Raw genomic sequence first — 12,602 nt, 5'->3', positions numbered from 1 at the left:
ACAGGTCATCCGGTTCGCTGTGAACCGCTGGCATTGAGTCTGGTCTGTTCGCAATCAAGTCTCCGCGCGAGGGTGACGTATGTCGAGCGCCGCTCGGTTCGGAGACGGTGATCACAACGCGGATTCGTGCGTGAACACCGAGGATGGGACGGTGGAGCCGCGGAACCGGTTCACACGTTCTGATGAGTTTGCCCCATCGTGCCTTGCTTCGCTGATCTATCGGGCAGCCGAGCAGATGGTCAATGTATGAACTAAGCTGGCCTCATGGCCGCTGACGAGCTCGACTTCTGGTCCTTCATCGAACTGGCCGGCCGGCGCCTGTCCGGGGAATTCGGTTTTTCCCACCAGCTGGCGACCCGGGTGCTGCTGACGCTCAACCGGGCCTCGAACGTCGTGACCTACGACCTCGAAGCGACGGTGCACCGCCCGCGCGGCCGGTCGTGGTCGGGGTTCCGGCTGCTGTTCGTGACATGGCTGGCCGGTCCGCTCGAAGCGCGGAAAGCCGCTCAGCTGAGCGGAATGAGCCGGGCCGCGGTGTCCAATTTGAGCAAGACCCTGGTGGCGGACGGGCTGCTCGCGCGCACCCCGGGCGAGCACGACGGCCGGTCGGTCCTGCTGTCGCTCACCGAGCGGGGGCAGCGCGAGATGGTCGAGGTGTTCCGCGAACAGAACGAGCGGGAGCACGAGTGGGCGAGCGTACTGACCGAGGCGGAGCAGCGGATTCTGGTGCTGCTGCTGGACAAGCTCATCACCCATCAGCGATTCGACGTGCGCACCAGATAGTACATACATTGACCATATCGGCCGGAGCGAGGAGGCTAGGGCCATGGCGTACTACCGGCAGGCCGGGCGGATACCGCCGAAACGGCACACCCAGCACCGCACGCCCGGAGGTGGTCTGTACTACGAGGAACTGATGGGGGAGGAGGGCTTTTCCAGCGATTCCTCGCTGCTCTACCACCGTCACGTGCCCTCGGCCATCGTGGACTCGACGGTGTGGCAACTGCCGGACCAGGCGACCGCGGCCAACCACCCGCTCAAACCGCGGCATCTGAAGCTTCACGAGCTGTTCCCCGGCGAGGAATGGAAACGACACGACATCGTGACCGGCCGAAGGCTTGTGCTCGGCAACGGTGACGTGCGGCTCTCGTATGTCGCAGCCGGCGAGACATCTCCGTTGTACCGCAACGCGATCGGCGACGAATGCGTGTACGTCGAGTCCGGCGGGGGTGTGGTCGAGACGGTGTTCGGCGCGTTGCCGTTCCGCGCCGGCGACTACGTGATCCTGCCGCGCGCCACCACGCACCGGTGGGTGCCCGAGGGGCTCGTGCGCGCGTACGCGATCGAGGCCGGCTCGCACATCACGCCCGCGCGCCGTTACCTGTCCCGGTTCGGGCAGCTGCTGGAGCACGCTCCGTTCTGTGAGCGCGATCTGCACGGCCCGGCCGGACCGCTGCTCGCCGATGGTGAGGACGTGGAGGTGCTGGTCAAACACCGTGGCAGCACGGGAATCGTGGGCACCAGGTTCGTCTGTCCACGGCATCCGTTCGACGTGATCGGCTGGGACGGTTGCCTGTACCCGTACACGTTCAACATCGCCGACTTCGAGCCGATCACCGGCCGGGTGCACCAGCCGCCACCCGCGCACCAGGTGTTCGAGGGCGAGGGCTTCGTGATCTGCAACTTCGTGCCCCGCAAGGTCGACTACCACCCGCTGGCGATCCCGGTGCCGTACTACCACTCCAATGTGGACTCCGACGAAGTCATGTTCTACTGCGGCGGGGACTACGAGGCACGCAAGGGTTCCGGCATCGGGCCGGGCTCGGTCTCGCTGCATCCTGGCGGGCACGCGCACGGCCCGCAGCCGGGCGCCTACGAGCGCAGCATCGGCGCCGAGTTCTTCGACGAGCTGGCGGTCATGGTCGACACCTTCCGGCCGCTGGAACTCGGCGAAGCCGCCGTGGCGGCCGAAGATCCCGGCTATGCCTGGACGTGGGCGGGGCGGCGATGAGGATCGAGATCCCGGACGGTTCGCTGTTCGGGCCGGCCAACCTGCCTTACGGCGTGTTCTCCACCCCCGGCACCGCGCCGCGGGTCGGCGTGCGCGCCGGGGACTCGGTGGTCGACCTGGCGGCGGCGCTGGGCGACGACGTGTTCGCGGCGCCGGCGCTGAATCCGTTCATGGCACAGGGTTTCGAGCGCTGGGCGCGGGTGCGGCGGCGGGTCACCGAGCTGGTTTCCGGTGAGCTGCCCGGGAACGCCGTGCACCCGGTCGGCGAGGTCACGATGCACCTGCCGATCGAGGTCGCGGACTACGTGGATTTCTACGCGTCGGAGCACCATGCGGCGAACCTCGGGCGGTTGTTCCGGCCGGGCGCCGAGCCGCTGATGCCGAACTGGAAGCACCTGCCGGTCGGCTACCACGGTCGCGCGGGCACCGTCGTCGTGTCGGGCACGGACATCGTCCGCCCGTGCGGCCAGCGGAAGCCGCCGGACGAGCCGGCCCCGGCGTTCGGCCCGTCCCGCAGGCTGGACATCGAAGCCGAGCTGGGTTTCATCGTCGGCAGCGGGTCGGCGAAGCCACTGTCCACTTCGGACTTCGCGGACCGGGTCTTCGGGGCGGTGCTGGTGAACGACTGGTCGGCGCGGGACATCCAGGCGTGGGAGTACGTGCCGCTGGGACCGTTCCTGGGCAAGAGTTTCGCGACGTCCATCTCGCCGTGGGTGGTGCCGCTGGCGGCGCTGGAGGCCGCGCGGGTGCCGGTGCCGGCCCGCGATCTGTTGCCGTATCTGCGCGAACGCGAGCCCTGGGGACTCGACATCGAGCTGGCGGTCGCGTGGAACGGGCAGCAGGTCTCGCGGCCGCCGTACCGGGAGATGTACTGGTCGCCCGCGCAGATGCTGGCGCACCTGACGGTCAACGGGGCGAGCACGCGCACCGGCGACCTGTACGCGTCGGGCACGATCTCGGGCCCGGCGAAGGATCAGCGCGGCGCCTTCATCGAACTCACCTGGGGCGGCGCCGAGCCGATCGAGGTTGCCGGGGAACCGCGGAGTTTCCTCGAAGACGGCGACGAGGTCGCGATCACCGCGACGGCCCCCGCGACCGACGGCGGCCGGCTGGGTTTCGGCGAGGTCCGGGGCCGGATCCTCCCGGCCGTCACGGGTTGACTCAGACTCGCACCGGCATGTGCTCGGGTTCCCGGCGGGAGCCGGGGGCCGGGGCCAGCAGAACGGCGCAGATGGGGATGGCCAGCGCGAACGCGGCCAGCACGAACACGGGGAACAGGAACGAGAAGACCTCGACCCCGGACGGGTCGGGCGCCGACATGTCCAGGTGTACCTCCATCGCCGCCATGCCGGTGTAGTGCATGCCCGTCACGGCGACGCCCGCGATCAGCCCGGCCGCCAGCCGGTGCAGCGGCTTGTCGAGCGCGACGGTGAACCACAGCGCGGCCGTCGCGGCGACGACGGCGATCACGATCGACAGGATCACCAGGCCGGCGTTGTAGCCGATGGTGCCCTTGATCTCCAGCGCCCGCATGCCCGTGTAGTGCATGAGGTTCACCGCGCCGCCCGTGATGAGCCCGGCCACGATCAGCCGCCACCACGCGAACCGCGTCCGCACCCCGAACACCAGCAACCCGCCGAACACCGCGGCCACCGCCAGGACCGCCGACAGCACCGTCCACAGGATGTCGTAGCGCACGGGCATCCCCGGCGTCGCGAAGCCGAGCACCGCGACGAAATGCATGAGCCAGATACCGATCCCGCCCAGCGACAGCGACGCCAGCCCGAGCCAGCCGAGCCGCGTCCGGGTGGTGGTCGCGTAGCGCGCGTGCAGCGTGCACGCGAGGCCGACGGTGCAGCCCGCCACCGAGGTGAGGTAGGCGAGCACCAGCAACCAGCCGCCCAGCGCGAAGTGCTGGACATGGTTCATGTCCACGGGGAGCCTCCTGAGGGATCGTATTGACCTGGCCTTGCCGGCGGTGCGGGTAGCGGAACCTGAGGCGGCCCCTCGCTCCGGGATCGCCCCCTCATGAATGGCCAATTCACCACGTCGGCGCTGTCCTCGCGAGGAACCACCTCAGAACCCGCAGCGGTGCCGGTTGACAGCATGGTGAAAAGCCTCCTTTGAGGGGGTGCCTACTTTGCCGCGGTCAGCTGGGCCATGGCGTGTTCCGTGGCGGCGATGAGCGCGTGCTTGGTCGATTCGGTCGAACGAGCGTCACAGGTGATGACGGGGACATTGGCCGGGATCGCGAGGGCGTTGCGGACGTCCTCGGTCGAGTGCCGCTGCACGTCGTCGAACTTGTTGATCGCGATCAGGAACGGCAGCCCGCGCGACTCGAAGAAGTCGATCGCCGCGAAGCTGTCGGCCAGGCGCCGGGTGTCGACCAGCACGACCGCGCCGATCGCGCCGCGCACCAGGTCGTCCCACATGAACCAGAACCGGTGCTGGCCCGGCGTGCCGAACAGGTACAGCACCAGGTCGTCGGCGAGGGTGATCCGGCCGAAGTCCATCGCGACCGTGGTCGAGGTCTTGTTCGGCACCTCGGTGAGCTCGTCGATCCCGGCGGAGGCCGCCGTCATCACCGCCTCGGTGCGCAGCGGGTTGATCTCCGAGAGCGCGCCGACAAAGGTGGTCTTGCCGACGCCGAAACCGCCCGCGACGATGATCTTCGCCGAGGTGACCCCGTTCGTAGTCTCATAGTGTGCGTAGTCCACCGAGGACCCTTTCCAGCAGATCGTGTCGTTCGTCCCAGGACGCGTTGTCGGAAAGAGTGTCTCGCACGATGACCCACCCCGAACCCAGCAGATCCGCCACGAGCACTCTGGCCACCTGAAGCGGCACCGCCAGATACGCCGCGACCTCGGCTAATGACCGTGGTTGCAGGCACAGCTGGGTCACCATGGACTGCGGGCTCGCCCGGTTGAACGGCACCGAGCGCCCCTCCGCAGTCGTCTCCACGAGTGCCTCGATCGCGAGCTCGACCGCGGGTCGCGTCCGGCCCTCGGTCCAGGCGTAGGGGCGCGCCAGCGACGGCGGCCCCGGATCACTCACGTCCCCGCCCACCCGTCGCCCGACCACCGCCTCCCGCGGAGGCGGCGCGTGCCGCGGCCGCCGCTGCCGGTGCGGCCCTCAGCGGCGTGTCGACCATCTTGCCGACCCGGTCCACCAGCAGCGTCATCTCGTAGCCGACCAGGCCGATGTCGCAGCCGGGGCTGGCGAGCACGACGAGGTTCGAGCCGTCGCCGACACTCATCAGGAGCAGGAAACCCTCCTCCATCTCGATCACCGACTGGACGACCCGGCCCGCGGTGAACAGCTCCGAGGTGCCCAGCGCGAGGCTGGACAGGCCGGAGGCGATCGCGGACAGCTGGTCGGCCCGGTCCCGCGGCAGGCCCTGGGACGCGGCCACGAGCAGGCCGTCGGCCGAGACCAGCGCCGCGTGGGCGACCCCGGCGACCTCCTCGGTGAACGCGGAGACGAGCCAGCTGGGGGACGGTGCGGTCGATGAGTGGGTCACGATCTCTCCTCGTCAGCGGTGCGCTGCCGGGCAGCCCGCATGCCGTTGTAGTGCCTGGACAGGTTGTTTCGGACGGCGACCGGGTCGCGGAAGTCGGTTTGCGCCCGCGTTTTCGTCCGGGGCAGCGCGGCGCCGGGCGCGAGCTGCGCGCCGGGCTCGCGGGTCGGCAGTCCCGCGTCGGTGACGACAGGCGGCGTCGACGGGCGCACCGCGGTCTCCGCGGCGAGGCGGGCCTCGTCGGCGGGGGTGACCCAGTTCCGCGACGGGGCCGGGGACTCGGCCGACTCGTCCGGGGTGTGCTCGGTGAACCAGTTCGACACGACCCGCTCGAAGATCGGCGTGCGGACCTGCGGCTGGGACGGCACCACCACCGGCTGGCGCGGCACGGCGATGTAGGCGGTGCCGTTGACGTGCTGCTCACCGTTCACCGCACCGCCGTCGGCGATGATCAGCTCACCGGGCAGGTGCACGCTCGCGGTGACCCCGGTCCGCCCGGCGCGGGTCATCGTCGGCCGCATCCGGACCGTCACCCCGTGCAGCTGGGCGAGCCGCCCCACCACGAACAAACCCATCCGCCGCGCGGTTTCCGGGCTCACGATGTCGCCGGCGGCGAGCCGGTGGTTGGCCGCGTCGAGGTCTTCGGTGGTCATGCCCAGCCCGTTGTCCACGACCTCGACGAGCAGCCCGCCGTCGCTGCCGCGGTCCGCGGTCAGGTACACCTTCTCCTCCGGTGGGGAGAACCGCGTCGCGTTCTCCAGCAGCTCGGCCAGGATGTGCACGACGTCGGAGGCCGCGTGCGCGCGCACCGACCCGTTGGGCACGTTGACGAGCGAGACGCGCTTGTAGTCCTTGACCTCGGAAGTGGCGCCCCGCAACAGTTCCACCATCGACACCGGCCCGGCGTCCTGGCGGGCGGGGGAGCCGCCGGCGAGCACTTGGAGGTTCTCGCCGTTGCGGCGCAGGCGGGTCGCGAGGTGGTCGAGGCGGAACAGCTCGTCGAGCCGCTGCGGGTCGCGCTCGTTGGACTCGAGCCGCTCCAGCACGGTCAGCTGCAGCTCCACCATCGACTGGCTGCGCCGGGCGAGCGTCATGAACATCTCGCTGACCTGCTTGCGCAACTCCGCCTGCTCACCGGCCAGGCGGACGGCTTGGCGCTGCATGTCGTCGAACGCGTGCGCCAGCTGGCCGATCTCCTCGCCGGTGGTGATGCCGACCGGCACCACCGGCGGCACCTCCTCGCCCCTGCGGACGCGTTCGATCGTGTCGGGCAGCCGCTGGTGCGCGGCTTCGAGCGCCGCGGCGTGCAGCCGGCGCACCGGCAAGACCACCGAACGCGCCATCCACAGCGCGATCGCGAGCGCGCCGAGCAAGGCCCCGATCACCAGCGCAGTGTCGCGCAGGGCGCTGGAGCGGCTGTCGTCGGTCTGCGCGGAGATCGTGTTCGACAGCGACGCGAACGTCTCGGTGACCAGATCGCCCAGCCCCGCGCTTTCGGTGGCGATCGGCAGCAGCAGCCCGCTCAGCTCGGCGCGGCGGTCGGCCGCGAGCGTGGACTGGAGCACGGCGCGGCGGTCGACGGCCGAGGCCGTCGCCGAAGTGAACCGGGCCACGGCATCGGCGCTCAGGCCGCGCTGGACCTGGCCGCTGATCACGGACTCCTCGGCGGCGGCCTGTGCCGCGGCGGCGAGCGCCGCCTGGTCGGCGGTATTGGGCTTGATCGAGCGCAGCAGCGCCTCCTGCACGGCGAGCGTGGTGCGCAGCTGCACGAGTGAGCGCGCGGTGCCCGCCGCCAGGTCGAGGTTGCTGTCGCCCGCGGCGGCGACCAGGACCGGCACGATTTCGGCGAGCGAGTACACGATGTCGCGGTAGCTGGTGGTGGTGCCGACCGGATCGCCGCCCGCGTTCGCGGTGCGCAGCCCGGCGAGCCTGCCGAGCGCGGTGTCGAGCCCGCGGCCGAGGTCGGTCGGCAAATGCGCGAAATCGGCCTCGCGCTGGATCTCGGTCACCTTCGCGTTGACCGCGTCGATCTGCGAGGTCGGGGTGGTGCCGGCGGGCACGGACGCCGCGGCCACCATCTCCTGGTCGACGAGATCGGCCAGCTCCGCCACGCCCTGCACGACCGGCAGCTGGTCGCGGACCGCGGACAGCCGGCTCGCCTGAGCCAGCTCGGTCTGGATGCGCGCGCCGGCCAGTGTCAGTGCGACGATCACCGGCACCAGGAGCACGACGGAGATCTTCGTTCGGAGGCTCCAGCCGCTGGGTGGCCAGGCTGCCTGGCCCGGCCGCCGCGGAGCCGGCGCGGCTTGTTCCATTTTCAAGGCTGCCCGATTCGTGAACTCGCGGAAACCGTCAATTTCGAAATGTCCCCGATGACGCCGAAGCGCGTAGGAGACAACCGCAGATTGCCCGTGCTTGTCAAGTGTTCAATCGGCGTAACGTCGCCAGCCGAAAACGCGATTTCACCGGCCGCTCGCTCCGCTGGGTCACCGGTGATCAACTGGATGTACCAGTGCCTGCCGCCAACTGGGTTGACGTGCACTGTAAGCGCTTTCACGACCACGGACCGTACGCCGCGGAACCCGGCTTATTCGCCGGAAGTTAATTCGAACGATGGGCTGTTCGGCGGCGGCAGTTCCGGCATTCGCGCGGGGCGGCGGTTTCCGGGCCGGCCGGATTGTTGTTTATTTTCCGGGCCGGCCCGCAGGCTGGGGCAGAATCACCCGGTTTTCCGCGAGTCCGGCGAAAAGATCACCGAGGCTTTCCACTCGTTCCAGTGCGTCGGCACTGGTGAACGTCATGTCGCCGACCCGGCGGCAGGCGGCAACCTCGTCCCAGGTGACCGGGGTCGAGACGGTCGGGGTTTCCCGGCCGCGCAACGAGTACGGCGCCACCGTCGTCTTCGACGGGCTGTTCTGGCTCCAGTCGATGAACACCTTGCCCGGTCGCAGCGCCTTCGTCATCCGCGCGACCACCAGGTCCGGGTGCTCGATGGCGAGCCGGCGGGCGAGCGCCTCCGCGTACTCCGACGGTGCCTCGGGCCTTCGGGTGCGGATCGCGCTGTAGAGCTGGAGTCCCTTCGAGCCGCTGGTCTTCGCGAACACCGTCAGCCCGTCGGCGGTCAGCGCCGCCTCGAGCCAGCGCGCGACCCGGCAGCACTCGACGACCGTCGCGGGCTCTCCCGGGTCCAGGTCGAACACCAGCAGGTCCGGGTTGCGGCGCGCGTCCTTCGGCCCGACCGTCCATTGTGGAACGTGCAGCTCCAGTGCCGCGAGGTTCGCCGCCCAGATCAGTGTCGGCACGTCGTCGACCAGCGGGTACCTGTTGGTGCCCTCGCCGCGGTGGTGGCTGACGATCCGCGCGGTCTTGACCCAGTCCGGCGCGTGCCGCCCGGCGTCCTTCTCGTAGAACGGCTCGCGGTCCACGCCTTCGGGGTAGCGACGGAACGTGACCGGCCGTTTGCGCAGGTGCGGCAGCATGACCGGGGCGATCCGCGCGTAGTAGTCGATCACGTCACGCTTGGTGAAACCGGCGACAGGGTAGAGCACCTTGTCCAGATTGGACAGCGTCAGGTGACGCCCGTCCACCCGCACCGTGATCCGTTCCCCGGTCATGCGTCCCACCTTGCCGCAGCGCGGACCGGTTCGCACGGGAAGTCGGGGTGGTCCCCGGCGAGGCAGGGGGGTCTCGCCAGGGACCACACGGCGCCTCGGCGCTCCGAGGGGGAGGTGAGCGCTGGGCTGCCGGTGAGCGGCGGTGGTCCGCCGGCTCACGACTCCAGTGTAGAACCGAATTCCCGTACCGCGCCGCATTCGACCGGATTCGCGGAGTCGTCGGCAGCCGAACAGGCACGATGGCTGCCCGAATTACTCTCTGTCAGCTGTCGACCGCGTTCTGCTAGGCGTCCAGACCGCGTCTAGTGGTCTGGACCTCGTCGTGACTACCGGGATTCCCATTCGGCAAAGGATTCCCACGCCCGCAAGACGAGGCGGCTCTCGAACCGCCGTTGTGCACCGGAAAGCGGATCGGTGAACTCCAGCGTCTTCGCCAGCAGCTGCAACGGCCGGCTGAAGTCGTGCAACGGCGTTTCCTCCACGACGGGATAGAACCGGTCGCCCAGGATCGGGATGCCGAGCCGGCTCATGTGGACGCGCAGCTGGTGCGTGCGCCCCGTCGCGGGCACCAGCCGGTACCGGCCGAGGTTGCCGGAATGCGCCACCAGTTCGACGAACGTCTCCGCGTTCGGCTCGCCCGGAACCTCTTGCGCGGTAACGACTCCGCGTTCCTTCACGATCCGGCTGCGCACTGTGCGCGGCATCGCGAGCGCGGGATCGAACGGCGCGATCGCCTCGTATTCCTTGCGTACCTTGCGATCGGAGAACAACGTCTGGTACGCGCCCCGGTGCTCGCGGCGGATGACGAACATCAGCAGCCCGGCGGTGACCCGGTCGAGCCGGTGCGCGGGGCTCAGCTCGGGCAGCCCGAGGTCCCGCCGCAGCCGCACGAGCGCGGTCTCCACCACGTGCTGACCACGGGGGATCGTCGCCAGGAAGTGCGGTTTGTCCACCACCACGAGGTTTTCGTCCGCGTGCACGACCGTGATCTCGAACGGCACCGGGGTCTCGTCGGGCAGGTCGCGGTGGAACCAGATGTACATGCCGCCCTTGAACGGTGTCCGCGCGGTCACCGGCCCGTCCAGCCCGACGATCCGTTCCTGCGCGAGCATCTCGTCCAGCCGCTGCGGTGACAGCCGGGGGATCCGGTCCACGAGGTGATCACGGATCGTCGCCCAGTGGCCGTCGACGGGCAGCCGCATCCGGGCAGGATCGAGCCCGTTGCGCGGCGGCAACGGGGCGTCCGGACGGCGGCTCATCGTTCCGAGGATAATGGTGACCTGCGGGAATCCCGCGCCACACCGCGAGAGCCACGGACTTGTCGTACGGGTCCGATACTCTGTCCTACCGTGGGTCGCCCTTTCGACGCCACTGCACGCCACGACCTGGGAGAAAGACCCTGTGACCGCTTCTGCTGAGCCCTTGTACGGGGCCGATGACCTCACGCATCTCGAGGGACTGGAAGCCGTTCGGAAGCGACCCGGCATGTACATCGGGTCTACCGACAGTCGCGGGATCAACCATCTCTTCACCGAGATCGTCGACAACTCAACCGATGAAGGTGTCGCGGGTCACGCCACGCGTGTCGTGGTGACCCTGCACGCCGACGGCAGCGTCCAGGTCGACGACGACGGCCGTGGCATCCCCACCGACAAGCACGCGAAGTCCGGGCTTTCCGGTGTCGAGCTGGTGCTGACCAGGCTGCACGCGGGCGGCAAGTTCGGTGGCTCCGGCTACAAGACCTCCGGTGGCCTGCACGGTGTCGGCGCGTCGGCGGTCAACGCGCTGTCCCACCGTTTCGACGTCGCGGTCCGGCAGCTCGGCAAGGTGCACGAGATGTCGTTCGCGCACGGCGTGCCCGGCGTGTTCGACGGACCGGGCCCGAAGGCGAAGTTCACGCCGCAGCCCGGCCTGCGCGTCGCGGGCCGGATGAAGCGCGGCGAGCGCACCGGCACCTCGATCCGGTACTGGTACGACGCCCGCTACTTCGAGACCGGCGCGAAGCTCGATGCCGATGCCGTCCGCGGCAAGCTGCGTAATACCGCGTTCCTCGTGCCCGGTGTCACGTATGTGCTGAGGGACGCGACCGAGGGGTCGATCGGCGAGGAGACCTTCTCCTACCCGCACGGCCTGCGGGACATGGTGGATTTCCTTACCCCGGGCGGGGACAAGCCGGTGTCGGGCACGCTGATGATCAACGGTACGGGCACCTACAAGGAGAACGCCGCCGACGAGAACGGCGTGATGAAGTCCAATGTGGAGCGTCACGCGGAGATCGAGGTCGCGCTGCGCTGGAGCACCGGCTACGAGCGCACGGTGGAGTGCTTCACCAACACCATCCGCAACGTGCACGGCGGCACGCACCGCCGCGGCTTCGACCGGGGCGCGCTGAAAGCCTTGCAGGAGGCCATTTCCAAGACCCGCGGGCTGCTCAAGCCGAAGGAGGACCTGCCCACGGCGGACGATGTCCTCGAGGGCATGACGGCCGTCATCCACGTGCGCATCCCCGAGCCGCAGTTCACGTCGCAGACCAAGGACGAGCTGTCCACGGCGGGGATCACGCGGGTGATCCAGGGCGTCGTCGAGAAGCAGCTCAAGGCCTGGACCGAGGACCGGAAGACCAAGTCCGAAGCCAAGATCGTGCTGCAGAAGGTGGTCGACGCCGCGCGCGTGCGGCTGACCCAGAAGCAGCAGAAGGACGCCGCCCGGCGCAAGACCGCGCTGGAAGGCGCGGCCATGCCGCCGAAGCTGGTCGACTGCCGCACCACGGGTGTTTCGCGCAGCGAGCTCTTTCTCGTGGAGGGCGACTCGGCCCTCGGCTCGGCGCGAATGGCGCGAGTCTCGGAGTACCAAGCACTTCTGCCGTTGCGCGGCAAGATCCTCAACGTGCAGAAGGCTTCACTGGGTGACACGCTGAAGAACGCGGAGATCGCGTCGATCGTGCAGGTGCTCGGCGCGGGCAGCGGGCGCACGTTCGACCTGTCGACGATGCGCTACGGCCGGGTCATCCTGATGGCCGACGCCGATGTCGACGGTTCGCACATCCGGACGCTGCTGATCACGCTGTTCGCCCGGTACATGCGCCCGGTCATCGAGGACGGCCGGCTGTACGCCGCGATGCCGCCGCTGCACAAGATCACCACCAAGGGCCGCAACCCGGAGACGCACTTCACCTTCACCGAGCGCGAGATGGAGGCGAAGGCCGCGGAGCTGGACGCGGCGGGCAAGCAGATCGTCACCCCGGTGCCGCGGTTCAAGGGCCTCGGCGAGATGGACGCGGACGAGTTGTGGGACACCACGATGAACCCGGCCACCCGCTCGGTCCGCCGCATCACCCTCGACGACGTGGAAGCCGCGGACGCGGCGCTCGAACTGCTCATGGGCGAGAAGGTCGAACCCCGGCGCAACTGGCTGGTCGAGTCGTCCGCGCGGGTCGACCAGGCCGCGATCGACATCTAGG

General features: G+C 69.3%; 11 protein-coding genes. 4 read left to right on the top strand and 7 right to left on the bottom strand.

What is annotated here, in order from left to right; translation table 11 throughout:
• Positions 1-264: 264 nt before the first annotated feature.
• The 3 genes from LOZ83_RS30215 to fahA are packed head-to-tail and all read left to right on the top strand — an operon-like array spanning position 265 to position 3,171.
• Positions 265-783 (top strand): MarR family winged helix-turn-helix transcriptional regulator, encoded by a 519-nt coding sequence (locus tag LOZ83_RS30215; protein WP_236795137.1) that lies wholly within the window; start codon positions 265-267, stop codon positions 781-783.
• 43 nt (positions 784-826) lie between these two features.
• Complete coding sequence (locus LOZ83_RS30210; RefSeq protein ID WP_236795136.1) at positions 827-2,011, top strand: homogentisate 1,2-dioxygenase; 1,185 nt, start codon at positions 827-829, stop codon at positions 2,009-2,011.
• A complete protein-coding gene (fahA, locus tag LOZ83_RS30205; RefSeq protein ID WP_236795135.1) occupies positions 2,008-3,171 on the top strand; it encodes a fumarylacetoacetase in 1,164 nt (387 codons plus the stop codon). Before LOZ83_RS30210 ends, fahA begins: the two co-directional genes overlap by 4 nt.
• Position 3,172: 1 nt before the next feature.
• Here the strand turns inward: fahA and LOZ83_RS30200 are convergent, their stop codons facing one another.
• From LOZ83_RS30200 to LOZ83_RS30170, 7 genes are all read right to left on the bottom strand, one after another.
• The gene (locus LOZ83_RS30200; protein ID WP_236795340.1) at positions 3,173-3,940 is read right to left on the bottom strand and encodes an MHYT domain-containing protein; all 768 of its coding nucleotides are present in this window, start codon (positions 3,938-3,940) and stop codon (positions 3,173-3,175) included.
• A gap of 206 nt (positions 3,941-4,146) precedes the next feature.
• Entirely contained in the window at positions 4,147-4,728 is a 582-nt protein-coding gene (locus LOZ83_RS30195; RefSeq protein ID WP_236795134.1) for an ATP/GTP-binding protein, read from the bottom strand.
• The gene (locus tag LOZ83_RS30190) at positions 4,709-5,065 is read right to left on the bottom strand and encodes a DUF742 domain-containing protein (protein WP_236795133.1); all 357 of its coding nucleotides are present in this window, start codon (positions 5,063-5,065) and stop codon (positions 4,709-4,711) included. Before LOZ83_RS30190 ends, LOZ83_RS30195 begins: the two co-directional genes overlap by 20 nt.
• On the bottom strand, positions 5,058-5,531 hold the full coding sequence (locus tag LOZ83_RS30185) for a roadblock/LC7 domain-containing protein (RefSeq protein ID WP_236795132.1): 474 nt from the start codon (positions 5,529-5,531) through the stop codon (positions 5,058-5,060). Before LOZ83_RS30185 ends, LOZ83_RS30190 begins: the two co-directional genes overlap by 8 nt.
• Positions 5,528-7,756 carry an ATP-binding protein gene (locus LOZ83_RS30180; RefSeq protein ID WP_236795131.1) on the bottom strand — a complete coding sequence of 743 codons (2,229 nt, stop codon included), beginning with the start codon at positions 7,754-7,756 and terminating at the stop codon, positions 5,528-5,530. The genes LOZ83_RS30185 and LOZ83_RS30180 overlap by 4 nt, the downstream gene beginning before the upstream one ends.
• A gap of 456 nt (positions 7,757-8,212) precedes the next feature.
• The gene (gene ligD / locus LOZ83_RS30175; protein ID WP_236795130.1) at positions 8,213-9,142 is read right to left on the bottom strand and encodes a non-homologous end-joining DNA ligase; all 930 of its coding nucleotides are present in this window, start codon (positions 9,140-9,142) and stop codon (positions 8,213-8,215) included.
• A 326-nt stretch (positions 9,143-9,468) separates the two neighbouring features.
• Positions 9,469-10,401: an RluA family pseudouridine synthase gene (locus tag LOZ83_RS30170; protein WP_236795129.1), complete on the bottom strand. Its 933-nt coding sequence runs from the start codon at positions 10,399-10,401 to the stop codon at positions 9,469-9,471.
• 226 nt (positions 10,402-10,627) lie between these two features.
• Here LOZ83_RS30170 and LOZ83_RS30165 point away from each other — a divergent pair, with 226 nt between their 5' ends.
• Positions 10,628-12,601, top strand: coding sequence for a type IIA DNA topoisomerase subunit B (locus LOZ83_RS30165; RefSeq protein ID WP_236795128.1), 1,974 nt, complete (start codon positions 10,628-10,630; stop codon positions 12,599-12,601).
• Position 12,602: the final 1 nt, after the last annotated feature.

The organism is Amycolatopsis sp. GM8 (genome assembly GCF_021653975.1).
In the GTDB taxonomy this organism is placed as follows: domain Bacteria; phylum Actinomycetota; class Actinomycetes; order Mycobacteriales; family Pseudonocardiaceae; genus Amycolatopsis_E.
This window is presented reverse-complemented; position numbering and strand designations above follow the sequence as displayed.

Excerpts from the sequence above, each read along its gene's own strand:
- LOZ83_RS30215 (WP_236795137.1), top strand. The coding sequence starts at position 265 with ATGGCCGCTGACGAGCTCGACTTCTGGTCCTTCATCGAACTGGCCGGC.
- LOZ83_RS30210 (WP_236795136.1), top strand. The coding sequence starts at position 827 with ATGGCGTACTACCGGCAGGCCGGGCGGATACCGCCGAAACGGCACACC.
- fahA (WP_236795135.1), top strand. The coding sequence starts at position 2,008 with ATGAGGATCGAGATCCCGGACGGTTCGCTGTTCGGGCCGGCCAACCTG.
- LOZ83_RS30200 (WP_236795340.1), bottom strand. The coding sequence starts at position 3,940 with ATGAACCATGTCCAGCACTTCGCGCTGGGCGGCTGGTTGCTGGTGCTC.
- ligD (WP_236795130.1), bottom strand. The coding sequence starts at position 9,142 with ATGACCGGGGAACGGATCACGGTGCGGGTGGACGGGCGTCACCTGACG.
- LOZ83_RS30170 (WP_236795129.1), bottom strand. The coding sequence starts at position 10,401 with ATGAGCCGCCGTCCGGACGCCCCGTTGCCGCCGCGCAACGGGCTCGAT.
- LOZ83_RS30165 (WP_236795128.1), top strand. The coding sequence starts at position 10,628 with ATGTACATCGGGTCTACCGACAGTCGCGGGATCAACCATCTCTTCACC.